The following is a 21,872-nucleotide window of genomic DNA, read 5'->3' as shown; positions in this document are numbered from 1 at the left end:
ATAACTACCTTGCAACAGAAAATTCAGTAACAGCTAAACGAATGAGCCTTGCGATAAATAACCCCCAGGCAGGGATAGGGGTGAGCGTCGCCCGGCAACCACTAAATCGCAGGCAATAAAAAACCCCAAGGAATCATCTTCGCTTGGGGTTTTTCGGTATTAGTGGTGCCCAGAGACGGAATCGAACCGCCGACACGGGGATTTTCAATCCCCTGCTCTACCGACTGAGCTATCTGGGCAACGGGGCGCATTAAACTGGTTTTTCAGGGGGTCGTCAAGCAAGTTTTCAAAAAATATTTAATTATTACCGTCGCTTACGTGCCGACCCCGGGTTTTGATCAATTATTGAGCAGGCGGCACGTAACCGTCGGCCTTGGCGTAATCCTCGCCGGAAAAGAACTTATCCATTTCGCCAGCCAGGTATTTGCGATCTTCGCCGTTCATCATGTTCAGGCGTTTTTCGTTGATCAGCAGAGTCTGGTGTTTCAGCCAGTCGCCCCAGGCTTGGGCGGAGACGTGGTCGAAAATGTCCTGACCCTTGGCACCCGGGTACGGAGGGCGTTCGAGGCCTGGCAATTCTTCTTTGTACTTGCGGCACATGATGGTGCGGGTCATGACAGAACTCCTGCGTTCAATACTTCAGCCGCGCGCTTCAGCAGTTTTTTAACCGGGGCGGCAAGGCCCAGGCGCGGCGGGGTGGCGAGGTTATACCAGAGCCAGTCGGCCTCGGCCACGTGATGGGCGGATTCCTCGACCTGCACCAGCCAGGGTTCAATGGCCAGCTGGAAGTGGCTGAAGGTGTGGATCAGCCCCGGCAGTGCCTGTGGGTTGCCCAGCGCCAGTGAGTGCTGGTTGGCCAGGTGTTCCAGGTCTTCGAGGTCATCCAGTTCCGGCAAACTCCACAAACCGCCCCAGAGGCCCGTGGACGGGCGGCGGTAAAGCAGAATTGCACCCTCGGCATTGGCCAGCATCGGCATCAGCGTGCGCTTCTGCGGGATGGTTTTGCGCGGTTTGGGGATCGGGTAGCGCGTCTCCAGGCCGAGCATGTGGGCTTCACAGCCCTTTTCCAGTGGGCACAGCAGGCAGCTCGGCTTGCTGCGGGTGCAGAGCGTGGCGCCCATGTCCATCATCGCCTGGGTGTAGGCGTTGACGCGATCGTGTGGCGTGAAGCGCTCAGCGGTCGCCCAGAGCTGCTTGGCGACCTTGGGTTCGCCTGGGTAGCCCTCTTGCGCGGTAAAGCGCGCGAGCACGCGCTTGACGTTGCCATCGAGGATCGGCGCACGCAGGCCCATGCTCAGGCTGGCGATCGCTCCGGCAGTGGACAGGCCGATCCCGGGCAATTCGGTGAGCTTCTCGACATCCCTTGGAAACTCGCCACCGTACTCGGCGACGACAATCCTGGCGGTCTTCTGCAGGTTGCGTGCGCGGGTGTAGTAACCCAGGCCGGTCCACAGGTGCAGCACTTCGTCTTCCGGCGCGGCAGCCAGCGCTTCGACCGTCGGCAACGAGGCCATGAAGCGGTCGAAGTAGTTGAGCACAGTGCTGACCTGAGTCTGTTGCAGCATGATCTCCGAGACCCACACCCGGTAAGGCGTGATGCCCTGTTGCCAGGGCAGGTCATGGCGACCGTGGCGGTCGTACCAATCCAGCACCGCCTGTGAAAACTGCTCGTTTCTCATCGTTTGAACAGGCCCTTCAGAGCGTCTTTCAACTGTGGGTTGACCTTGTCGAGCTTCTCTTCAAGCTTTTCGCTTAGCTTGTTGCCAGCCGCTTTTATGGCGACCTGCGTCAAGCCATCCTTGTCCAGGCGGCAGGCCTTGGCGCCCAGTTCCAGCGGGCCGCGGCAGCGCAGCGGCACTTCGATGCCCTGGAAGTTGCTGCCGACCTGGCAGGCCGGGTCCGGCACGTCGCGCTGGTCGCCTTCGACGATGATGCCGACGCGGTAGTCCATGCCCAGCACGCGCAGGTCGACGTCACCGTTGCCGTTGACGGTCAGGCCGGGGATGCGCACTTTGAGGTCGGGGTTACTGGCCACGCCGTTACGGAAGATCAGGTTGCCGCGCAGTTCCTGGAACGGCGTGTCCTTGCCCTGTGGCGTGGTGCTCAAGGTCTTGCGGTTGAGCAGGGCAATGCCGGTGCACAGCTGTTGTTCAATGTTGGCGTTGAGCAGCGCGCCGTTATTGATCACAAAACTGGCGGTGCCATTGAGGCTGTCGATCAGCGCCTTTTGGCTGTTGCCACGGCCGGTGAGGTTGCTGTCGAGGGTGATTTGGCCTTTCACCGGCGGGTTTTGCCCCTGGGCTTGCAGGATGCGCTCAACCGGTACCTGTTTGATGTGGGTTTGCAGCGCCAACACCGGGATGTCCTGGCGCACATCGAGTGTGCCGTTGGCCTGGAAGGTGCCGTTGTAGAGGCCACCACTCAGGGTGTCGAGCTTGAGCTGACCATCGATGCCGGAGGCTTTGAGCCCTGCATTCTGGATCGGCAGCTTGCTCAGGGTCAGTTGGCCAAAGGCCAGGTCGGCGTTCACGTCCAGGGTGCGCAGGCGGGTCAATGGCAGCAGCTTGTCGGTGCTCCACGCGCCTTTGGTCGGTGCTTCCGGCAGCGGTGTGGTACCGCCGGCGGCCATGGCGCCGACTTCGCTGTTCTGTACTTCGGCCTGGCGTGCTGCGGTCGCCCCTTTGGCGGATTCGGACTTGGCCGGCAAGTAGTTGTCGGCGTTGAACGTGTCGCCCTTGAGCTGTACGCGCAGGGATTGCTTGGCGAAGTCATCTACCGCAATGCGACCGGTGAAGGTGCTGGCGTCGAGTTTCAGGTTCAAGTCTTCCAGGGCCACGCTGGTGGGCGAGCCCTTGAGACGGCTGACCAATTCGACCTTGCTCAGGCTGCCCTCGGCCATGGCCGGCAGCGGATGGCCGACGCTGTCGAGGAACTTGGCCAGGTCAAACTGGGCAATGGACAAGGCGCCGCTGAGTTGCGGGGTTTTGTCCAGGTTGTTGACCTTCAGTTCGCCCAGGGCGCGCAGCTGGTTGGCGGAGAGTTTCAGGTTGGTCCATTCGGCGACGTTGGCCGCCAGGTCCACCAGTAATTGGCCCTGGGTGGAGAAGGTCACGGTCTTGCCTTGCAGCGGCTCGCCGGTGGCTTCGCCGCTGAGCTTCATGTCTTCGAACTGGTAGCGCTTGAGGGCGTTCTGGATGCGCAAGTTACCGTTGAGCTCGGTCTTGACGCGCAACAGCGGCTGGTTGCTGCCCAGGAAGGCGGTGAGTTTGAGCGGAATGCTCGCACCTTCGTGCACGGCGCCGGCGCTCAGCTGGATACTTTCGGCGCTGTACTGTTTGCCGGTCTGCTCATCGTTGTATTCAACGCGGGCGTTGTTGATGGTCAGGCTGTCGATGTCCAGGCGGATCGGCTTTGGCGGTTTTTCCGGTTCCGGTTCGGCCGGCGTTTGCACGGGGGCGGGAGCTGGCGCATCGGCGCTGGCGACAGGCACGTTCTTGCCGATGTCTTCCCAGTTGCCATGACCCTGCTTGTCGCGGTTGAGGCGCAGGTTCAGGCCTTCGACACGCACATCGCTCATCTGCACTTCGCGGCGCAGCAGCGGCAGCACGCGCACCGACAGGCCGAGCATTTGCAGGTCGGCGAACGGTTGGGTGGGGTTGGTCAGGGTCGCCACGCTGGCTTCGTGCAGTTCCAGGCCTAGCCAGGGGAACAGGCTCCAGCCGATATCGCCATTGAGCGTCAGCTCGATGTGGGCCTTGTCGCGGGCAATCTGGCGAATCTCGTCTTTGTAATCGTTGGGATCGAAGAGGTGGGTCAGGGCAAAGCCCAGGGCCACAATGATCAGCAACAGCCCGAGAAGTACCAGACCCAGGATTTTGCCGAACGCTTTCATGGGCGAGTCCTTGTATGTCGATTTCAAAATTTAGCCGCAGAGTATAACGCCCGAAGGCTTACGTCAGTTCACGCATCGTTACATTGTATCTGGCGTCGGCAAAATCGGATTTTGTCGCTGAACAGACCAGATCGCGTGAAAAAGGTGATGTCAGTTTGGTTTTTCTGTCACCCACTGGTGCTAATCTTCGTAGGTTCGTCTGTCGTCTGCGACACAGCGTCGCGCTCAAAAGGAGCTTTACTCAACAACAACGGCCAACGCTCTGCGTGCAAGGCCGAGGGAGAGAGCGCCTGACGGACACATACTAATAACTGGGGGAAACACCAATGAGCACTAGCACTGCGGCGAGCAGTCATGCCGCACAGCCTGCGTTCCTGTCCAAGGAACGCATTATCGCCAAGCCGGGGTTCAACCGCTGGCTGGTTCCACCGGCCGCCCTGGCCATCCACCTGTGCATCGGCATGGCCTACGGGTTCTCGGTGTTCTGGCTGCCACTGTCCAAGGCGCTGGGTATCACCGCACCGGTCGCCTGTGCGCCGGACATGAGTTTCATCGCGCAAGTCTTCTCTTCCCAATGCGACTGGCCCATCTCCATGCTGGGCTGGATCTACACCCTGTTCTTCATCTTCCTGGGCTGCTCGGCAGCGATCTGGGGCGGTTGGCTTGAGCATGCCGGGCCACGCAAGGCCGGCGTTGTTTCGGCGCTGTGCTGGTGCGGCGGCCTGCTGATCTCGGCGTTGGGTGTCTACACCCACCAGATCTGGCTGATGTGGATCGGCTCCGGCGTGATTGGCGGTATCGGTCTGGGCCTGGGCTATATCTCGCCTGTATCGACCCTGATCAAGTGGTTCCCGGACAAGCGCGGCATGGCCACCGGCATGGCGATCATGGGCTTTGGCGGCGGCGCGATGGTGGGTGCACCGTTGGCCGCAGCGCTGATGGGCCACTTCGCCTCGCCAACCAGCGTGGGCGTGTGGCAGAGCTTCGTGGTCATGGCTGCGATCTACTTCGTGTTCATGATCGGCGGCGCATTGTCGTATCGCGTTCCGCCAACTGGCTGGAAGCCTGAGGGCTGGACTGCCCCGGCGAAAAAGGCCAGCAATGCGATGATTACCCATCGTCACGTTCACGTGAGTGTGGCGTGGAAAACCCCGCAATTCCGTTTGGTATGGCTGGTGCTGTGCCTGAACGTGTCCGCCGGTATCGGTATTCTCGGCATGGCTTCGCCACTGCTTCAGGAAGTGTTCGGTGGCAAGTTGTTGGGCAATGGGCTGACGTTCGGTCAGCTGGATGCCGGGCAGTTGGCGTCGATCGCCGCCATCGCTGCGGGTTTTACGGGGTTGTTGAGCCTGTTCAACATTGGTGGCCGGTTCTTCTGGGCGTCGTTCTCCGACTACCTGGGCCGTAAAAATACCTACTTCGTGTTCTTCGCCCTGGGCTTTGCCCTGTACGCGCTGATTCCGAACCTCGGTCACCTGGGCAACGTAGCGCTGTTCGTGGCGGCGTTCTGCATCATCCTCTCGATGTACGGCGGTGGTTTTGCGACCGTCCCGGCTTACCTGGCCGACCTGTTCGGCACCCAGATGGTCGGTGCGATCCACGGTCGTCTGCTGACCGCATGGGCTGCGGCGGGCGTGTTGGGCCCGGTGCTGGTGAACTACCTGCGTGAGTATCAGCTGAGCATCGGCGTTGAACGCGCTGCTGCCTACGACATCACCTTGTACATCCTCGCGGGCCTGTTGGTGCTGGGTTTCATCTGCAACCTGCTGGTGCGCCCGGTGGCCGACAAGTACTTCATGACTGACGCAGAGCTGGCGGCCGAACAGGCGCTGGGCCATGACAAAGGGGCTGACGCCAGCACTTCGCTGGAGTGGAAAGCGTCGTCTGGCAGCGTGCCGCTAGCAGTTGCGGCGTGGTTGGTCGTGGGTGTTCCGTTGGCGTGGGGTGTGTGGGTGACCCTGCAAAAGACGGCGGTACTGTTCCACTGATAGCCGGTTTCCCGGTGCCCTCTCATGCAAGGTGAGTGGGCGTCGGGCAACTAGTCCTGCTTCTTGTCAGGCAAGGTCCTGGCTGAAGCACCGCGCCATGGAATGCGTTGAAACCATGGGCGCGGCACCGGATGAACAATCACCCGCAAGGCACGTGCATAGTCCATGACCAGGCCGGGTGTCCACGCCATGGTCATGGCGCGCTTGCGCACTTGCGCGGCAATCCACAACTCAGGCATGAGCAAGGTCTGCAGGACCGAGCGCCAGCGCCGGGACCGTTCCGACAACACGCCATCCATCGATGCTTCCAACGCAAAGGCCACGCTGCTGGAACAGTTGCGGTAGGTCAGGTTGTAGGTGGCCTGTTGGCGATAGTTATTCGAGAACTCGATCAGCGCTTTGCGGCTGTACTGGTGAAAAATAATCTTGCGGTCCGAGTCGCACCAGTTGGCCACTTCAGTGGCGTAGTCCGGCTGGAATGTGCCTGGCACGTCGTTATTGCGCGTGGCCTTGAGGATGCGGAAGAACTCGGCCGGTGAGCGATCGATGTCCGCCACCGGGTACAGGCTCAGGTACACCGAGGGCGACAGCTCAAGCGCTGCGTGCCCGGTTGAAATCACGCCTTGTGCATCCACCGCCGCAATGTAGCGATTGATGATCGGGCGAGGGATCGTCGTTGCGCCGGCGGTGCCTTCCGGCGTCCAGATATGCACGATCAATGGGTCCTGCAAGTCAGGCTCTTGCTCCAGGCGCGGCTCCATTGGTTTTTGCGGTGGCAGCTTCTTGAAGTCTGACAGTAAATCCCTTGGTACAAGCAGCTCAAACGTTGAAGTGCCGTTGCGCAATCGCCTCACGCGATGCGCAATGCGCACCGTGTTGAAACCGCTGACGATCATCAATGCACCGAGGAAAAACGACACCGTTGCACTGAGGGCGATGGGATAAGGACTGACCAGCAACCCCGCGAACGCCAACTGAGCGCCGCCGCTGATCAACGACGATCGCCAGTGCGGGAACCTGACGACCCAGGCCGAGCTAATGGTCAGCAAGCCGATCACGAAGTAGGTCAGGCCAAAGATGATCGCCAGCAACAGGTGGCTATAGACATTGTTCGCGAGAATCAACACGGCGACGAAGAAGAAAATGCCACCCTTGAAATACAGCACGGCCCGCTGAGCGCCTACGCCGCTGGCAGCCACGCTGAGGGTGACAATGCTTTCCAGCAGCAACATCAAACCGAATGCGCGCATCGGAAAGTACAGTGCACCGTCCAGGCCGTCGTACATCACGCCCAGGCCCAGCGAGCCCCACAGGATACCCACCAGGCCGAGAATCCAGAATTTGGATCGCACGAACTCAACGCCGAACAGCAGTAAAGCAATCTGAATCATTAAGTACCCCTACAGGGAAAAGCAGGCTGTCACAGGCGAAGGTTCAGGAGTAGCGGCCGCTTTGCCAGTTGCCGACAATCACTTGGCCATGGGCATCACGCAGGGCGCCGGGGCTTTGGTCATACAGGGTCAGCCATTCACCATTGCCCTTGTCGATGCGAAAGGCCAATGACGCGGCGCGGGTATGGGTTTCCGGCGACCAGTGGCGTTTGAGTCTGTCGCGGTCCTCTGGGTGTACACGCTCCAGGACCTGCTGCACGGTGCGCAGGGGCTGGGCACTCACGTCCAGCAGCGTTTCGAGGTTGTCGTCCCAGAGAATTTCCCCGGTTCCCGGGTGCAGTTGGTACATCACACCGCTGCCCGCCAAGCGCCCGGTTTCCAGGTCGTAAGGTTGAGCGGATTGCCTCATCAAGCGTATTACCAACACCAGTAATGCCGTGATGGACAGGTAGCTTTGCGCAAGCAGCAAGGGCTCGCCTTCCAGCAGGCCGTGCACATAAAACGGCCCGGTCTTCTGGTCGGTGAAATTGACCACGATACCGCCCAGCACCAGTAGCGCGATCGAGCCGCCAGGGCTGCGCCACGTTATGCAAACGGCGAGGGTAAGGGCGATGGGCAGGCAGGCCAGGATGAAATACGCCGCTGCGCCCGCGTCGGAGCCCAGCCTGTTGATGAGCCAGAGCGGGGTCGCCCCGAAAACGTACCAGGTGTTCAATGCCAGCAGCAGCAACCATACCCCGCCGGCCAGTCTCGTGCGCGTGCGAGCAGGAAAGTCGCGCAGGTTGCTGTTCAGTACATTCATCACCACGACGGTTGAGAAGAACACGCCGCTCATGCCGGACATCCAGTTGGTCATGAACGTGTGCGGTGATACTTCCCCGGCCAGCATCAGCCAGCCTTTCCTGATCAATGCCAGGACGCAGCAAACGCCCACGGTGGCCAGCAACCACAGCAAAATGGCATGCAGTTCGTCGCCGCGCCGAGCGAAGCGCCGAACCAGCCAGGCAATCGCAACAGAGCCTGCCAGTGCCATCGCTGAAAGCGCCACGGCGGCCGGCAGATGTTGCCAGCCATGCTCATCCAGCAGCACCCGTGCGACCAGAAACACCGCAAACAACATCGGCCAGTGAGCGCGTCGCGAGCTGAGGAACGCCGACACGGAAATACCCGCCGGGAACCAGATAATCGCCATCTGCGAGACGGGATCTTCGAAGGCCAGCGACATGACGCCGGTCACGTAGTAGGTCACCGCCCACAGGAGGAGGACGCCGCTGCGCTGTAAGACTGTCGGTATCGTCATTGTTGAATATTCATTAGGTTTTAAACATTGCGCTCATATTACCGCGAAGCCGCCGGGGGCATCGGGTAAATGCGCTGAGCGCACCATCCTGGGGCGGCCACTTGTATGCACATGTCTATCCTCGACACTCCATCAGTCTTATGCCCTTCGATGTTTCTGTTTGGCGCCCGCGCCCCTATAATGGCTGCCTTTTTCGCCCAATGATTTTGCGGAGCTGGTGATGGCCGAACGTAAGGCGTCCGTCGAGCGCGACACTCTGGAAACCCAGATCAAAGCCTCGATTAACCTGGATGGCACCGGAAAGGCCCGATTTGATATCGGTGTACCTTTTCTTGAGCACATGCTGGACCAGATCGCCCGTCATGGGCTGATCGACCTGGATATCGTCAGCAAGGGCGACCTGCATATCGACGACCACCACACGGTGGAAGACGTAGGCATCACCCTCGGCCAGGCGTTTGCCAAGGCCATCGGCGACAAAAAAGGCATCCGTCGCTACGGCCACGCCTATGTCCCGCTGGACGAAGCGCTGTCGCGTGTGGTCATCGACTTCTCCGGCCGCCCAGGCCTGCAGATGCACGTACCCTACACCCGCGCCACCGTGGGCGGCTTCGACGTCGACCTGTTCCAGGAATTCTTCCAGGGCTTCGTCAACCACGCACTGGTCAGCCTGCACATCGACAACCTGCGCGGCACCAACACCCACCACCAGATCGAAACCGTGTTCAAGGCTTTCGGCCGCGCGCTGCGCATGGCTGTAGAGCTCGATGACCGCATGGCCGGTCAGATGCCCTCGACCAAAGGCGTTCTGTAATGCAGACGGTCGCGGTTATCGACTACGGCATGGGTAACCTGCACTCGGTGGCCAAGGCCCTCGAGCACGTAGGTGCCGGCAAGGTGCTGATCACCAGCGATGCCAGCGTGATTCGCGAAGCCGACCGGGTGGTGTTTCCGGGCGTCGGCGCGATTCGCGATTGCATGGCCGAGATCCGCCGCTTGGGCTTTGACAGCCTGGTGCGCGAAGTCAGCCAGGACCGGCCGTTCCTCGGCATCTGCGTAGGCATGCAAGCCCTGCTCGACAGCAGTGAAGAGAACGGCGGCGTTGACTGCATCGGCCTGTTTCCCGGCCAGGTGAAGTTCTTCGGCAAGGACCTGCATGAAGACGGCGAGCATTTGAAAGTCCCGCACATGGGCTGGAACGAAGTGCGCCGCACCGTGGACCACCCGCTGTGGCACGAAATCCCGGACATGGCGCGTTTTTACTTTGTGCACAGTTACTACATCGCCGCCGGTAACCCGCGCCAGGTGGTGGGTGGCGGGCACTACGGCGTCGACTTCGCCGCGGCGCTGGCCGAAGGTTCGCGCTTTGCCGTGCAGTTCCACCCGGAGAAGAGCCATACCCATGGCCTGCAATTGCTGCAGAACTTCGCCGCGTGGGATGGCCGCTGGTAAATGGCCAAGCAGCCCAAGGTGCCGATCTTGAACCTCACGCCCGAGCAGGAGCGTGAGGCTACCTTCAAGATCAAGCGTTTCATGGAGGACCGTTTCGAGCTCAAGCTGGGCTCGTTCGAGGTCGCCGAGCTTCTTGAACTGTTCACCACCGAAGTTGCGCCGCACTATTACAACAGGGCGATTTTCGACACGCAGACGCTCCTTAAAGAAAGGTTCGAAAGCATCGAAAGCGACCTGTGGTCGCTTGAGAAACCCTGATTTCCCAAGCATTGCTGAATATCGAATAAGGTTTGCCAGATGCTGATTATCCCCGCTATCGATCTCAAGGACGGCGCTTGTGTCCGCCTGCGCCAAGGCCGCATGGAAGATTCCACCGTGTTCTCCGATGACCCGGTGAGCATGGCTGCCAAATGGGTGGAAGGGGGCTGCCGTCGTCTGCATCTGGTGGACTTGAACGGCGCCTTCGAAGGCCAGCCGGTCAATGGCGAAGTGGTCACTGCCATCGCCAAGCGCTACCCGAACCTGCCAATCCAGATCGGTGGCGGTATCCGCTCCCTGGAAACCATCGAGCACTACGTCAAGGCCGGCGTGAGCTACGTGATCATCGGCACCAAGGCCGTGAAAGACCCGGCGTTCGTCGCTGAGGCCTGCCGCGCGTTCCCGGGTAAAGTGATCGTGGGCCTGGACGCTAAAGACGGTTTCGTCGCCACCGACGGCTGGGCTGAAATCAGCACTGTCCAGGTGATCGACCTGGCCAAGCAGTTCGAAGCTGACGGCGTGTCCGCCATCGTTTATACCGATATCGCCAAAGACGGCATGATGCAGGGCTGCAACGTACCGTTCACGGCTGCGTTGGCTGCGGCCACCAGGATTCCGGTTATCGCTTCCGGTGGCATTCACAACCTGGGCGACATCAAGTCGTTGCTGGACGCCAAGGCCCCCGGCATCATCGGCGCCATCACCGGCCGAGCAATCTACGAAGGCACCCTGGACGTCGCCGAAGCCCAGGCCTACTGCGACGCCTACAACGGCTGAGGACTGACCATGGCGCTGGCCAAACGAATCATCCCTTGCCTTGACGTCGACAACGGTCGCGTGGTCAAGGGCGTCAAGTTCGAGAACATCCGCGATGCAGGCGACCCGGTGGAAATCGCCCGTCGTTATGATGAGCAAGGTGCCGACGAGATTACCTTTCTCGACATCACCGCCAGCGTCGACGGTCGCGACACCACGCTGCATACCGTCGAGCGCATGGCCAGCCAGGTGTTTATCCCACTGACCGTCGGCGGTGGCGTGCGCACCGTGCAAGACATCCGCAACCTGCTCAACGCCGGCGCGGACAAGGTCTCGATCAACACCGCTGCCGTGTTCAACCCGGAGTTCGTCGGCGAGGCCGCGCAGCACTTCGGCTCGCAGTGCATCGTGGTCGCTATCGACGCCAAGAAAGTCTCTGGCCCGGGCGAAACCCCGCGCTGGGAGATTTTCACCCATGGCGGTCGCAAGCCGACCGGCCTGGACGCGGTGGAATGGGCGATGAAGATGGAAGGTCTGGGCGCGGGTGAGATCCTGCTGACCAGCATGGACCAGGACGGCATGAAAAACGGCTTCGACCTGGGTGTGACCCGCGCCATCAGTGATGCACTGAGTATCCCGGTGATCGCGTCCGGCGGCGTCGGCAACCTGCAGCACCTGGCCGACGGCGTGATCGAAGGTCACGCCAGCGCGGTGCTGGCAGCGAGCATTTTCCACTTTGGCGAATACACCGTTCCCGAGGCCAAGGCCTACATGGCGGCGCGCGGTATCGTCGTTCGCTAAACGCTGCTGGACACCATGGCAGGCGCGCGGCACTCTCTGAGCTTGCCATGGATTCCGGTAGCCTTCATGTTCAAGACCCTGCTGCTCGCTCTCGCCAGTACCTCCGTGCTCATCGCCGGTGCTGCCCACGCCGAAGAACCGTCCGACGCCTCCCTGGTGTTGCTGACGGAAAATTTCCCGCCTTACAACATGGCGAAAAACGGCAAGAACTTCGCCAAAGACGAGAACATCGAAGGCATCGCTGTGGACGTGGTGCGGGAGACCTTCAAGCGTGCCGGCATTTCCTACAACCTCACCCTGCGCTTTCCTTGGGAGCGAATCTACAAACTCGCCCTGGAAAAGCCTGGCTACGGCGTCTTCGTCATGGCCCGCCTACCGGACCGGGAAGCCCTGTTCAAATGGGTCGGCCCTATCGGCCCGGACGATTGGGTGATGCTGGCCAAAGCCGACAGCAAGATTCAACTGGACGACCTCGAGCACGCGCGCCGCTACAAGATCGGCGCATACAAGGGCGATGCCATTGCCGAGTCCCTGGAAAAGCAGGGCCTCAACCCACTGGTGGTGTTACGCGACCAGGACAACGCGAAAAAGCTCATGGACGGCCAGATCGACCTGTGGGCCACCGGCGACCCGGCCGGGCGTTATTTGGCGCGCCAGGTGGGTGTGACGGGGTTGAAGACGGTCCTGCGCTTCAACAGCGCCCAGCTCTACCTCGCATTGAACAAGGACGTACCGGACGAGTTGGTGGCCAAGCTTCAGGCCGCGCTGGACCAACTGCGTAAAGACGGCGTGGTGGATGAGATCATGGCCCGTTACCTGTAACTGGCAGGAGGCAACTGTGGGAGCTGGCTTGCCTGCGATAGCGGTCTTTCAGTGACAAATATGCCAGCTGACCCACCGCTTTCGCGAGCAAGCCCGCTCCCACAGGTTTGACTGCATTCCAAATACAGCCCTGTCGTGCACGGCAATCAGCAGGATGGCCATGCGACGGTCGTCGGCCTCTGGATACACACGGTCAAAAAATGTGGGAGCTGGCTTGCCTGCGATAGCGGTCTTTCAGTGACAAATATGCCAGCTGACCCACCGCCATCGCAGGCAAGCCAGCTCCCACAGGTTTGACTGCATTTCAAATACAGTCCTGTCGTGCACAGCAATCAGCAGGATGGCCATGCGACGGTCGTCGGCAGCTGGATACACACGGTCAAAAATGTGGAAGCTGGCTTGCCTGCGATAGCGGTCTTTCAGTGACAAATATGCCAACTGACCCACCGCCATCGCAGGCAAGCCAGCTCCCACAGGTTTGACCGCATTCCAAATACAGCCCTGTCGTGTACGGCAATCAGCAGGATGGCCATGCGACGGTCGTCGCCTCTGGATACACACGGGTCAAAAATGTGGGAGCTGGCTTGCCTGCGATAGCGGTCTTTCAGTGATAAATATGCCAGCTGACCCACCGCTTTCGCGAGCAAGCCCGCTCCCACAGGTTTGACTGCATTCCAAATACAGCCCTGTCGTGCACAGCAATCAGCAGGATGGCCATGCGACGGTCGTCGCCTCTGGATACACACGGGTCAAAAATGTGGGAGCTGGCTTGCCAGCGATAGCGGTCTTTCAGTGACAAATATGCCGGCTGACCCACCGCCATCGCAGGCAAGCCAGCTCCCACAGGTTTGACTGCATTTCAAATACAGCCCTGTCGTGCACAGCAATCAGCAGGATGGCCATGCGACGGTCGTCAGCCTCTGGATGCACAAGGTAAAAATGTGGGAGCGGGCTTGCTCGCGAAAGCGCTGTGTCAGTCACTAAATCTGCTGACTGATGCACCGCTTTCGCGAGCAAGCCCGCTCCCACTTTGGTTCTTCGCCGTCGTATCTAGCGGTAGATGCCGTTTTTGCCGTGGGCACTCATGGCCTGGTTGCTGCGTACGCTGATCATCAACTTGATATCAATCCAGTCGACGCCTTGGGCCTTGAGCTTGGGCAACTCGCGCTCAAGCACGGCCAGGGTCTGTGGATAAGGATGGCCGATCATCACCGCTGAACCCTGTTTATGCGCCAGCTTGATCGCGGTTTGCAGCTGTGTGGTAATCGCCGCTTCAGTGCGTTCGTCATCAAGGAATACGTCCCGCGAGACATGGGCCAGGCCGATCTTCTGGGCTTCGGCGGCCGCGACGGTTTGTGCGCTGGTGCGGCTGTCGACAAAGAACTTGTTACGCCGTTGCAGCTCGGCCATCAGCCAGGCCATGGCGGCCGGCTGGGCGGTCATGCGGCTGCCCATGTGGTTGTTGATGCCGGCGGTGTAAGGCACGGCCTTGAAGGCGGCGTCCAGGCGTTTGCCGAGTTCTTCGATGGGCAGGTCGGGGTGCCATGCGAACGGGCCGGTGGCCGGGTCCATCGGCATGTGCAGGATCACGATTTTGCCGGCCTTGTGCGCCTCGCGAGCGAATTCGGCGGCGTGGGGGGTGTCGGGCATGATCGCCGTGGTCACCGGCCCGGGCAGGGCGAGCACGCGACGATCCCGGGGCAGGTTTTGCCCCAGGTCGTCGATGATGAGGGTCAGGTAGGCTTTGCGAGGCTCTTCGGCCGGAGTCGCATGGGCGACTCCGGCCAGGCTGCACAGCACAGCGATGATCAGGGCAAAACGCATATCAACGGCTGCGCGTAATGCTCAGGCCTTTAAGCAGGCTCAGTGCCTGGGCCAGTTGGTAATCATCGTCCTGTGGCATCGGCTTGGCTTTGGCGCCGCTGCCGGTCGGCTGATCGGCGCCGCCGTTGCCATTGCCCAGGTGACCTTGCAGGTCCGCCTCTTTGTAGTACTCGCTGTCGATCTCGTTGGTGATCTTGGCTTTGCGTACTTCGATGTCCGGCACAATGCCCTGGGCCTGGATCGAGCGACCGTTCGGCGTGTAGTACAGCGCCGTGGTGATCTTCAATGCGCGATCGTTGTTCAGCGGCAATACGGTTTGCACCGAGCCTTTGCCGAAACTGGTGGTGCCCATCAGCACGCCGCGCTTCTGGTCTTGCAGGGCGCCGGCGACGATTTCCGACGCCGAGGCGCTGCCGCCGTTGATCAGCACAGCCAGCGGCACGTTTTCGCTGAGGTCATTGCCGGTGGCCGAGAAGCGCAGTTCGGAGTTGGCGATACGGCCCTTGGTGTAGACGATCAGGCCTTTGGTGATGAAGTGGTCGACCACTTCCACCGCAGACTGCAGCACGCCGCCCGGGTTGTTACGCAGGTCGAGCACGATGCCGTTGAGCTTCTTGCCGTTGTCTTTACGCAGCTTGGCCAGGGCCTTGGCCACTTCGTCGCCGGTCTTGACCTGAAACTGGGTGATACGGATGTAGCCGTAGCCCGACTCCAGCAGCTGGCTCTTCACGCTTTTGACCGTGATGGTCGCGCGGGCCAGGGTCACGTCAAACGGGTTGCCGCCATCGCGCACCAGGGTCAGGGTGATTTTCTGGCCGAGCTTGCCGCGCATCTTGTCAACGGCTTCGGTCATGCTCTGGCCACGGGTCGGCTGACCGTTGATCTTCACGATCAAGTCGCCGGCCTGGATGCCGGCCTTGGACGCCGGAGTATCGTCGATCGGCGAGACCACTTTGATCTGGCCGTCTTCAGAGCCGACTTCGATGCCCAGGCCACCGAACTCACCGCTGGTGCTTTCCTGCAGCTCGGCGAAATCTTCCGGGCCCAGGTAAGCGGAGTGCGGGTCGAGGTTGCTGAGCATGCCCTTGATGGCATTTTCCAGCAGGGTCTTGTCGTCTACGGGTTCGACATAGGCTGCCTTGATCCGGTCCATGACCTCGGCAAAGGTGCGCAGCTCGTCCAGCGGCAGCGGCGCCTTGGTGGTCGCGGCTGTGGCAGCTTGTGCAGCCGGTGCAGCCTGGTCGGCAAAAGCCAGAGGCGCGCCGATCACCAGGGCGATCGTCAGGGCCAGCGAAGTGAGGCGGGACAAATGCAGCATGTCGAACGAACTCCTAATGTAGATGCGGCCCTATCCTTGGGAACGGCACCATTGTGCAGGGTCGCTCGGGCGGCCCTGCTGACGAATAGCGAAGTACAGCGCCGGAGTGTCCTGGCCGCCACTGTTACCGACAGTGGAGATGGATTCACCGGCTTTTACAACATCACCTGCCGACTTGAGTAAAGTCTGATTGTGGCCGTAAAGGCTCAAATAGCCATTACCGTGGTCAAGAATCACCAGCAAACCGGCGCCTCGCAACCAATCGGCAAACACCACACGCCCACCGTGGACGGCGTGGACCTGGCTACCGGCGGCAGCGCTGATCATCACGCCATCCCACTTGGCGCGGGTGTCATCGCCACGGGTTTCACCGAAGCGTGCCAGTAGTCGACCATCAACAGGCCATGGAAGTTTTCCACGGGCTGAAGCAAAAGGTCCGCCGAAAGACTCGCCGCTGCTGGAAACCACTGGGCCAGGGGCTGCATGCGCCGGTTTACGCGGCGCTGGCGCGTCGCTCGTGGCGGCCAGCTCGGCCTCACGCTGGCGCTTTTTTTCCGCTTCCTGCTGGGCAATCAGCGCTTTTTGCCGCGCTTCTTCGGCCTCACGTGCCTGACGGGCCAGGGTTTCTTCGATGGTTTTGAGGACTTTGCCCAGGTCGGCCTGGTCTTGCTCGCGGGCTTGCAGCTTGGCGTCGCGGGCTTTTACGTCGTCATTGAGCTTGGCCAGTGCCTGCTGGCGTTCCTTGCGCACTTTGTCCAACTGATCGCGCTGGGTATCGAGGGCGGTCTTCTGGTCGAGCAATTGCGACTGCTGGTCGGCTATTTCCTGCTCGACGTTGGCCAGTTGCCGTAGGGTTTCGTTAAAACCCTTCAATTGCGCCAGGCGTGCCTTGCTCAGGTAGTCGTAATAGGTGAGTGTGCGCGCGAATTTTTCCGGGTTCTGCTGGTTGAGCAGCAGCTTGAGGTATTCCTGGCGGCCGCTCTGGTAAGCGGCGCGGGCCTGGATCGCGATCAGGCGTTGCTGTTCAACGCGTGCGCTCTGGAGTTTTTTTTTCTCAGCGTCGAGTCGCTCCAGTTCCGACTCGCTCTTCTTTAATTCTTTTTGTAGCTCCTGGACCTGCTTCTCCAGCTTGCCCATCTCGGTTTCCGTGCCGCGCAGGTCTTTCTGCACCCCGGATTTCTCTTCCTGGAGCTTGCCGAGCAGCTTTTTAAGCTCGGTAATGTCCTGACGCGTAGCGTCCAACTGTTGTTGGGTTTGTGCGCGCTCATCGGCAAACGCCGGTTGGAGCAGGCAGACTAGAGCGAGGGTAATCAAGGCGCGAAGCATAGAGGCGGGCGACACCAGGCAAAGGGACGGCCTAGTATGCCCGCCAAGCGCCGCAAAAAAAACGCCCAATTCGGGCTGGAAGGCAAGATAGGTGCCGAGTGGCGGGCGTATGGCAAAAAGACATCTGCCAAACGCTGGAGATCAAATGTGGGAGGGGGCTTGCTCCCGAAGGCGGTGAGTCAGTCAATTAGATGATCGACTGATCCACCGCTTTCGGGAGCAACCCCCCTCCCACAAGGTTTTGCGATGTGTTTTAAAGTCAGACCAGGATTGAGGTGCCGGTCATCTCTTTCGGCTTCTCCAGCCCCATGAGCATCAACATGGTTGGCGCCACATCTGCCAGCACGCCGCCGTGCCGCACGTTGAAGTCGCGCTTGCCAACGTAGATGAACGGCACCGGCTCGGTGGTGTGGGCGGTATGGGCCTGGCCGGTGGATTCGTCGGACATCTGCTCGCAGTTGCCGTGGTCGGCGGTGATCAGTGCCTCGCCGCCGACTTTCTCCAGGGCGTCGACGATACGGCCGACGCACAGGTCCAGGCATTCCACTGCTTTTACAGCCGCTTGCAGATTGCCACTGTGGCCGACCATGTCGCCGTTGGCGTAGTTGACCACGATCACGTCGTAACGCTGGTGTTCGATGGCATCGACGATCTTGTCGGTGACTTCCGGCGCGCTCATTTCCGGCTGCAGGTCGTAGGTGGCGACTTTTGGCGATGGGATCAGGATGCGCTCTTCGCCCGGGAACGGTTCTTCACGGCCGCCGGAGAAGAAGAAGGTCACGTGGGCGTATTTCTCGGTTTCGGCGATGCGCAGCTGGGTCTTGCCGTTTTTCGCCAGGTAATCGCCCAGCACGTTTTCCAGGCTGCCCGGGGCAAAAGCCGCCGGGGCCGGGATATTGGCGGCGTATTGGGTGAGCATGACGAACTCGACCTTCGGCTGGCGGGCGCGCTCGAAGTCTTTGAAGCCGGCATCGACGAACACGTGGCTCAGTTCGCGGGCGCGGTCGGCGCGGAAGTTCATGAACACCACGGCATCGCCGTCTTCGACCTTGACCGGCTCGCCGAGGGTGGTGGCTTTGACGAACTCATCGCTCTCGCCACGCGCGTAGGCGGCTTCCAGGCCTTCCTGGGCGGTGGCGGCGTTGAATTCGGCCTGGCCGTCGACGATCAGGTTGTAAGCCTGGGAGACGCGGTCCCAACGGTTGTCGCGGTCCATGGCGAAGTAACGGCCCACCAGGCTGGCGATACGGCCCTTGCCGAGTGCGGCGAAGGTGGCGTCGAGCAGTTCGATGGACGATTGCGCGCTTTTGGGCGGGGTGTCGCGGCCGTCGAGGAAGGCGTGCAGGTAAATCTTGTCGGCGCCGCGCTTGAAGGCCAGCTCGGCCATGGCGACCAGGTGGTCCTGGTGGCTGTGAACGCCGCCGTCGGACAACAGGCCCATGAAGTGCACGGCCTTGCCGGCTGCGACTGCCTTATCCACCGCCGCGCAGATGGTCGGGTTCTCGAAGAACTCGCCGTCGCGGATCGATTTGGTCACGCGTGTGAAGTCTTGGTATACCACTCGTCCGGCGCCGAGGTTCATGTGGCCGACTTCCGAGTTACCCATCTGGCCGTCCGGCAGACCCACGTCCATGCCGGAACCGGAGATCAGGCCGTTGGGTACAGTGGCGGTCAGGCGGTCCAGTACCGGCTTGTTGGCCGAGTACACGGCGTTGTCGTGGTGGCTTTCACTGTGTCCGAAGCCATCGAGAATTATCAGGACCAAAGGTTTAGGCGTAGTAGTCATAGATCCTCTCGCGGCGGTAATAAAGGAAGGCAATCTAAAAGGGAGTAGCAGTTTAAAGCGAAGTTCCGACCACGTCACCGCTTTACGGGGGTTGGCCGCCCCTGACGGCTGTGTATACTTACCGCCATTTTAACGCCCTGGAACCTCCTTGATGGTTGATCACCTGATTGCATTTGCCACTGCCCACTACCTGCTCGCGGGTGCCTTCGTCATCCTGCTGGCGCTGCTGATCGCTCATGAAATGAGCCGCGGTGGCCGCAGCCTGAGCACGTCGGAGCTGACCGCGCTGGTCAACAAGGATGAGGCCGTTGTCGTGGATATTCGCCCGGTCAAGGATTTCGCTGCCGGTCATATCGTCGGCGCACTGAACATTCCACAGGACAAGCTGATCGCACGCCTGGCCGAGCTGGAAAAATACAAAGCCAAGACCATTATCCTGGTCGACGCCCAAGGCCAGCACGCCGGCACCCACGCCCGCGAGATGCTCAAGGCCGGTTTCACCGCCGCCAAACTGTCCGGCGGTATCGGCAGCTGGAAGGCCGATAACCTGCCGCTGGTGAAGTGATATGAGCCAGGTTGTCGTGTATTCCAGCGATTATTGCCCCTACTGCATTCGGGCCAAGGCCCTGCTTGAGAAAAAGGGCATTGCCTTCGAAGAGATCAAGGTCGACGGCAAGCCGCAGGTGCGCGCCGAGATGACCAAAAAAGCGGGACGCACGTCCGTGCCGCAGATCTGGATCGGCGACAAGCATGTCGGTGGGTGCGATGACCTGTTCGCTCTGGAGCGCGCCGGTAAACTCGATGCGCTGCTGCTCGTCTGACTCCAAAACCCTAAAAGACCCCAAGATCAAGAAGGATCTGCGATGACTGACCAACAGAACACCGAAGCAGCGCAAGAGCAAGGCCCACAATTCTCGCTGCAGCGGATCTACGTGCGTGACCTGTCGTTCGAAGCGCCGAAAAGCCCGGCCATCTTCCGTCAGGAATGGACGCCAAGCGTTGCGCTGGACCTGAACACCCGTCAAAAGGCACTGGAAGGCGACTTCCACGAAGTCGTGCTGACCCTGTCGGTCACCGTCAAGAACGGCGAAGAAGTCGCTTTCATCGCTGAAGTGCAACAGGCCGGTATCTTCCTGATCCAGGGCCTGGACGAAGCGTCCATGAGCCACACCCTGGGTGCGTTCTGCCCGAACATCCTGTTCCCGTATGCCCGTGAGACCCTGGACAGCCTGGTCACCCGTGGCTCGTTCCCTGCGCTGATGCTGGCTCCGGTGAACTTCGATGCCCTGTACGCTCAAGAGCTGCAGCGCATGCAACAGGAAGGTTCGTCGACCGTTCAATAAGTCGATGCGCTAAAAATGTGGGAGGGGGCTTGCCCCCGATTGCGGTGTGTCAGCTGAATAGGTGTTGGCTGACCCACTGCTATCGGGGGCAAGCCCCCTCCCACATTTGTTATGCGGTGTTATTTGAAACCGAGCTGGCGCCAGCCTTCGTAGACGGCAACAGCCACGGTGTTGGACAGGTTCAAGCTGCGGCAGCCCTCGCGCATCGGCAAGCGCAGGCGATGGCCCTCGGGCAGTGCGTCGAGCACCTCGGCCGGCAGGCCTCGGCTTTCCGGGCCGAACAGGAAGGCGTCGCCTTCGGCAAAGCTGGCATCGTGAAATGGCCGCGAACCCTTGGTGGTGAACGCGAACAGCCGTGGGTGGCCCAGGCTTTCCAGGCAGCTTGCGAGGTCGGCGTGGCGCTTGAGAGTGGCGTACTCGTGGTAGTCCAGCCCGGCGCGGCGCAGGCGCTTGTCGTCCATGTCGAAGCCCAGGGGCTCGATCAAATGCAGGTGGCAGCCACTGTTGGCGCACAGCCTGATAACGTTGCCGGTATTCGGCGGAATTTCTGGTTGAAAAAGGATGACGTGAAACATGCACGGCTCCGAAGGCAAAGATGCGCTGCATTCTACCCCCGAAGATGACCCAAGACCGAAGCTATTGCCGAAGGTCATGGGCTCATTGGTGATTGTCGGTTTGATGATCGGCCTGATGATCGGCCGCCTGACCACCCCGGACCCGGTTGAGTTGCAGCAGGTAGAGACAGCTGCGGACAGCGTGGTGGTGTGGTTCAACAGCGAGCCCAAGCTGCACGGCGAACATATCGAAGGCACCGTGGCGCTGCTGTTCGACGCGCAAGGCAAGGCCGCCAGCGGGCAACTCAAGGTCAATGACAACGATGTGAATTGGCGCATCCGCAAGACCGATGGCGGCTTGCTGCTGAACCTGGTGGCGGCTCGGCCGTTGCGCGGGGAGTGGAAAGGCGAGAAGGCCGAGGGCCGCTGGCGGTTGGAGATCCTTCTCCGAGAGCAATAAAAGAGGGAATTCCCGGCCTGCCTGTACCAAGGTTCCCAAAACGGGCTGGGGCTATGGGCGCTGCGCCGCATAAGCCCCGGGTGTAAAGAAGGGAGTTCCCGGCCTGCCTGTACCAGGGCTCCCAAAACGGGGTGAGGCCGCAAAGGGCTTCGGTGTTAAAGAGGGAATCCCCGGCCTGCCTGTACCGAGGTTCCCGAAACGGGTGTGGGGCACGACGCAGTTCGCATCAAGCACCCCGGGTGTAAAGAGGGGATTCTCGGCCTGCCTGTACCAAGGTCCCCGAAACTGGGTTATGTAAGGGTTGTTGCAGGGCGCGTGCCAGAGTTTGCAATGTGTGCCAAAAAAAATTGCCAGAATGCGCAAAGCCCCGGGATACGGGGCTTTGGTGTTTTTGCGATTTGATTTTTTCTTGATTCGGCGGGTGTTTCAGGTTGGCTGGATGTGCGCGATGCTAGTTCATGGTGCATTGAAGCGGTGCACAGTCCTGGAACTTTGTGGAGATCCAAATGTGGGAGCGGGCTTGCTCGCGAAGGCGTTGTGTCAGCCACCGAATAAGTTGACTGATCCACCGCCTTCGCGAGCAAGCCCGCTCCCACATGGG

Annotated in this window: 21 protein-coding genes and 1 tRNA gene; 11 read left to right on the top strand and 11 right to left on the bottom strand. The window is 60.6% G+C overall.

Annotated features, from left to right (window positions below):
* Positions 1-163 precede the first annotated feature (163 nt).
* From ACLBW8_RS12375 to ACLBW8_RS12360, 4 genes are all read right to left on the bottom strand, one after another.
* A tRNA-Phe gene (locus ACLBW8_RS12375) sits at positions 164-239 on the bottom strand.
* A gap of 103 nt (positions 240-342) precedes the next feature.
* Positions 343-615, bottom strand: a complete 273-nt coding sequence (locus ACLBW8_RS12370) for an oxidative damage protection protein (protein WP_447805464.1) — start codon at positions 613-615, stop codon at positions 343-345.
* Entirely contained in the window at positions 612-1,679 is a 1,068-nt protein-coding gene (gene mutY / locus ACLBW8_RS12365) for an A/G-specific adenine glycosylase (protein WP_064450239.1), read from the bottom strand. The genes ACLBW8_RS12370 and mutY overlap by 4 nt, the downstream gene beginning before the upstream one ends.
* Positions 1,676-3,892 (bottom strand): AsmA family protein, encoded by a 2,217-nt coding sequence (locus tag ACLBW8_RS12360; RefSeq protein ID WP_447805463.1) that lies wholly within the window; start codon positions 3,890-3,892, stop codon positions 1,676-1,678. The genes mutY and ACLBW8_RS12360 overlap by 4 nt, the downstream gene beginning before the upstream one ends.
* Before the next feature lie 326 nt (positions 3,893-4,218).
* On the opposite strand from ACLBW8_RS12360, the gene ACLBW8_RS12355 reads away from it, so the two are divergent.
* On the top strand, positions 4,219-5,880 hold the full coding sequence (locus ACLBW8_RS12355) for an OFA family MFS transporter (protein ID WP_064450241.1): 1,662 nt from the start codon (positions 4,219-4,221) through the stop codon (positions 5,878-5,880).
* Between the two features lie 50 nt (positions 5,881-5,930).
* Here ACLBW8_RS12355 and ACLBW8_RS12350 read toward each other — a convergent pair whose 3' ends face one another.
* Together ACLBW8_RS12350 and ACLBW8_RS12345 are read right to left on the bottom strand one after the other, a co-directional pair.
* Complete coding sequence (locus ACLBW8_RS12350; protein WP_447805462.1) at positions 5,931-7,271, bottom strand: HdeD family acid-resistance protein; 1,341 nt, start codon at positions 7,269-7,271, stop codon at positions 5,931-5,933.
* A 43-nt stretch (positions 7,272-7,314) separates the two neighbouring features.
* The gene (locus ACLBW8_RS12345; RefSeq protein ID WP_447805461.1) at positions 7,315-8,571 is read right to left on the bottom strand and encodes an MASE1 domain-containing protein; all 1,257 of its coding nucleotides are present in this window, start codon (positions 8,569-8,571) and stop codon (positions 7,315-7,317) included.
* A 220-nt stretch (positions 8,572-8,791) separates the two neighbouring features.
* Here ACLBW8_RS12345 and hisB point away from each other — a divergent pair, with 220 nt between their 5' ends.
* The 6 genes from hisB (at position 8,792) to ACLBW8_RS12315 (ending at position 12,660) form a co-directional block, all read left to right on the top strand.
* A complete protein-coding gene (gene hisB / locus ACLBW8_RS12340) occupies positions 8,792-9,385 on the top strand; it encodes an imidazoleglycerol-phosphate dehydratase HisB (protein WP_003218037.1) in 594 nt (197 codons plus the stop codon).
* Entirely contained in the window at positions 9,385-10,023 is a 639-nt protein-coding gene (gene hisH / locus ACLBW8_RS12335; protein ID WP_064450244.1) for an imidazole glycerol phosphate synthase subunit HisH, read from the top strand. The genes hisB and hisH overlap by 1 nt, the downstream gene beginning before the upstream one ends.
* Positions 10,024-10,281, top strand: coding sequence for a DUF2164 domain-containing protein (locus ACLBW8_RS12330; protein ID WP_262666796.1), 258 nt, complete (start codon positions 10,024-10,026; stop codon positions 10,279-10,281). It begins immediately after the preceding gene.
* Positions 10,282-10,320: 39 nt separating this feature from the next.
* Complete coding sequence (hisA, locus tag ACLBW8_RS12325; RefSeq protein WP_008435688.1) at positions 10,321-11,058, top strand: 1-(5-phosphoribosyl)-5-[(5-phosphoribosylamino)methylideneamino]imidazole-4-carboxamide isomerase; 738 nt, start codon at positions 10,321-10,323, stop codon at positions 11,056-11,058.
* 9 nt (positions 11,059-11,067) lie between these two features.
* On the top strand, positions 11,068-11,838 hold the full coding sequence (hisF, locus tag ACLBW8_RS12320) for an imidazole glycerol phosphate synthase subunit HisF (protein ID WP_447805460.1): 771 nt from the start codon (positions 11,068-11,070) through the stop codon (positions 11,836-11,838).
* A 66-nt stretch (positions 11,839-11,904) separates the two neighbouring features.
* Positions 11,905-12,660, top strand: a complete 756-nt coding sequence (locus ACLBW8_RS12315; RefSeq protein WP_064450247.1) for a substrate-binding periplasmic protein — start codon at positions 11,905-11,907, stop codon at positions 12,658-12,660.
* Positions 12,661-13,710: 1,050 nt separating this feature from the next.
* Here ACLBW8_RS12315 and ACLBW8_RS12310 read toward each other — a convergent pair.
* The 4 genes from ACLBW8_RS12310 to gpmI form a co-directional block, all read right to left on the bottom strand.
* Positions 13,711-14,484 carry a divergent polysaccharide deacetylase family protein gene (locus tag ACLBW8_RS12310; protein ID WP_064450248.1) on the bottom strand — a complete coding sequence of 258 codons (774 nt, stop codon included), beginning with the start codon at positions 14,482-14,484 and terminating at the stop codon, positions 13,711-13,713.
* 1 nt (position 14,485) lies between these two features.
* Positions 14,486-15,802: a S41 family peptidase gene (locus ACLBW8_RS12305; protein WP_064450249.1), complete on the bottom strand. Its 1,317-nt coding sequence runs from the start codon at positions 15,800-15,802 to the stop codon at positions 14,486-14,488.
* Positions 15,803-15,832: 30 nt separating this feature from the next.
* Entirely contained in the window at positions 15,833-17,128 is a 1,296-nt protein-coding gene (locus ACLBW8_RS12300; RefSeq protein ID WP_064450250.1) for a murein hydrolase activator EnvC family protein, read from the bottom strand.
* Between the two features lie 259 nt (positions 17,129-17,387).
* Positions 17,388-18,914, bottom strand: coding sequence for a 2,3-bisphosphoglycerate-independent phosphoglycerate mutase (gene gpmI / locus ACLBW8_RS12295; RefSeq protein ID WP_221293719.1), 1,527 nt, complete (start codon positions 18,912-18,914; stop codon positions 17,388-17,390).
* Positions 18,915-19,065: 151 nt separating this feature from the next.
* Here gpmI and ACLBW8_RS12290 point away from each other — a divergent pair, with 151 nt between their 5' ends.
* The 3 genes from ACLBW8_RS12290 to secB are packed head-to-tail and all read left to right on the top strand — an operon-like array spanning position 19,066 to position 20,257.
* The gene (locus ACLBW8_RS12290) at positions 19,066-19,479 is read left to right on the top strand and encodes a rhodanese-like domain-containing protein (protein WP_064450252.1); all 414 of its coding nucleotides are present in this window, start codon (positions 19,066-19,068) and stop codon (positions 19,477-19,479) included.
* Position 19,480: 1 nt separating this feature from the next.
* A complete protein-coding gene (gene grxC, locus ACLBW8_RS12285; protein WP_447805459.1) occupies positions 19,481-19,735 on the top strand; it encodes a glutaredoxin 3 in 255 nt (84 codons plus the stop codon).
* Positions 19,736-19,777: 42 nt separating this feature from the next.
* Complete coding sequence (gene secB / locus ACLBW8_RS12280) at positions 19,778-20,257, top strand: protein-export chaperone SecB (RefSeq protein WP_064450254.1); 480 nt, start codon at positions 19,778-19,780, stop codon at positions 20,255-20,257.
* A gap of 119 nt (positions 20,258-20,376) precedes the next feature.
* Here secB and ACLBW8_RS12275 read toward each other — a convergent pair whose 3' ends face one another.
* On the bottom strand, positions 20,377-20,832 hold the full coding sequence (locus tag ACLBW8_RS12275) for a tRNA (cytidine(34)-2'-O)-methyltransferase (protein WP_065930799.1): 456 nt from the start codon (positions 20,830-20,832) through the stop codon (positions 20,377-20,379).
* Here ACLBW8_RS12275 and ACLBW8_RS12270 point away from each other — a divergent pair.
* Positions 20,831-21,271 (top strand): hypothetical protein, encoded by a 441-nt coding sequence (locus ACLBW8_RS12270; protein WP_447805458.1) that lies wholly within the window; start codon positions 20,831-20,833, stop codon positions 21,269-21,271. The genes ACLBW8_RS12275 and ACLBW8_RS12270 overlap by 2 nt on opposite strands.
* The last annotated feature ends 601 nt before the right edge of the window (positions 21,272-21,872 follow it).

Source organism: Pseudomonas sp. M5A4_2d (genome assembly GCF_053345295.1).
Note: the sequence above shows the minus strand (reverse complement) of the source record. Positions and strands in the feature narration are given on the sequence as shown.

Excerpts from the sequence above, each read along its gene's own strand:
- ACLBW8_RS12370 (WP_447805464.1), bottom strand. The coding sequence starts at position 615 with ATGACCCGCACCATCATGTGCCGCAAGTACAAAGAAGAATTGCCAGGC.
- mutY (WP_064450239.1), bottom strand. The coding sequence starts at position 1,679 with ATGAGAAACGAGCAGTTTTCACAGGCGGTGCTGGATTGGTACGACCGC.
- ACLBW8_RS12360 (WP_447805463.1), bottom strand. The coding sequence starts at position 3,892 with ATGAAAGCGTTCGGCAAAATCCTGGGTCTGGTACTTCTCGGGCTGTTG.
- ACLBW8_RS12355 (WP_064450241.1), top strand. The coding sequence starts at position 4,219 with ATGAGCACTAGCACTGCGGCGAGCAGTCATGCCGCACAGCCTGCGTTC.
- ACLBW8_RS12350 (WP_447805462.1), bottom strand. The coding sequence starts at position 7,271 with ATGATTCAGATTGCTTTACTGCTGTTCGGCGTTGAGTTCGTGCGATCC.
- ACLBW8_RS12345 (WP_447805461.1), bottom strand. The coding sequence starts at position 8,571 with ATGACGATACCGACAGTCTTACAGCGCAGCGGCGTCCTCCTCCTGTGG.
- hisB (WP_003218037.1), top strand. The coding sequence starts at position 8,792 with ATGGCCGAACGTAAGGCGTCCGTCGAGCGCGACACTCTGGAAACCCAG.
- hisH (WP_064450244.1), top strand. The coding sequence starts at position 9,385 with ATGCAGACGGTCGCGGTTATCGACTACGGCATGGGTAACCTGCACTCG.
- ACLBW8_RS12330 (WP_262666796.1), top strand. The coding sequence starts at position 10,024 with ATGGCCAAGCAGCCCAAGGTGCCGATCTTGAACCTCACGCCCGAGCAG.
- hisA (WP_008435688.1), top strand. The coding sequence starts at position 10,321 with ATGCTGATTATCCCCGCTATCGATCTCAAGGACGGCGCTTGTGTCCGC.
- hisF (WP_447805460.1), top strand. The coding sequence starts at position 11,068 with ATGGCGCTGGCCAAACGAATCATCCCTTGCCTTGACGTCGACAACGGT.
- ACLBW8_RS12315 (WP_064450247.1), top strand. The coding sequence starts at position 11,905 with ATGTTCAAGACCCTGCTGCTCGCTCTCGCCAGTACCTCCGTGCTCATC.
- ACLBW8_RS12310 (WP_064450248.1), bottom strand. The coding sequence starts at position 14,484 with ATGCGTTTTGCCCTGATCATCGCTGTGCTGTGCAGCCTGGCCGGAGTC.
- ACLBW8_RS12305 (WP_064450249.1), bottom strand. The coding sequence starts at position 15,802 with ATGCTGCATTTGTCCCGCCTCACTTCGCTGGCCCTGACGATCGCCCTG.
- ACLBW8_RS12300 (WP_064450250.1), bottom strand. The coding sequence starts at position 17,128 with ATGCTTCGCGCCTTGATTACCCTCGCTCTAGTCTGCCTGCTCCAACCG.
- gpmI (WP_221293719.1), bottom strand. The coding sequence starts at position 18,914 with ATGACTACTACGCCTAAACCTTTGGTCCTGATAATTCTCGATGGCTTC.
- ACLBW8_RS12290 (WP_064450252.1), top strand. The coding sequence starts at position 19,066 with ATGGTTGATCACCTGATTGCATTTGCCACTGCCCACTACCTGCTCGCG.
- grxC (WP_447805459.1), top strand. The coding sequence starts at position 19,481 with ATGAGCCAGGTTGTCGTGTATTCCAGCGATTATTGCCCCTACTGCATT.
- secB (WP_064450254.1), top strand. The coding sequence starts at position 19,778 with ATGACTGACCAACAGAACACCGAAGCAGCGCAAGAGCAAGGCCCACAA.
- ACLBW8_RS12270 (WP_447805458.1), top strand. The coding sequence starts at position 20,831 with ATGCACGGCTCCGAAGGCAAAGATGCGCTGCATTCTACCCCCGAAGAT.
- ACLBW8_RS12275 (WP_065930799.1), bottom strand. The coding sequence starts at position 20,832 with ATGTTTCACGTCATCCTTTTTCAACCAGAAATTCCGCCGAATACCGGC.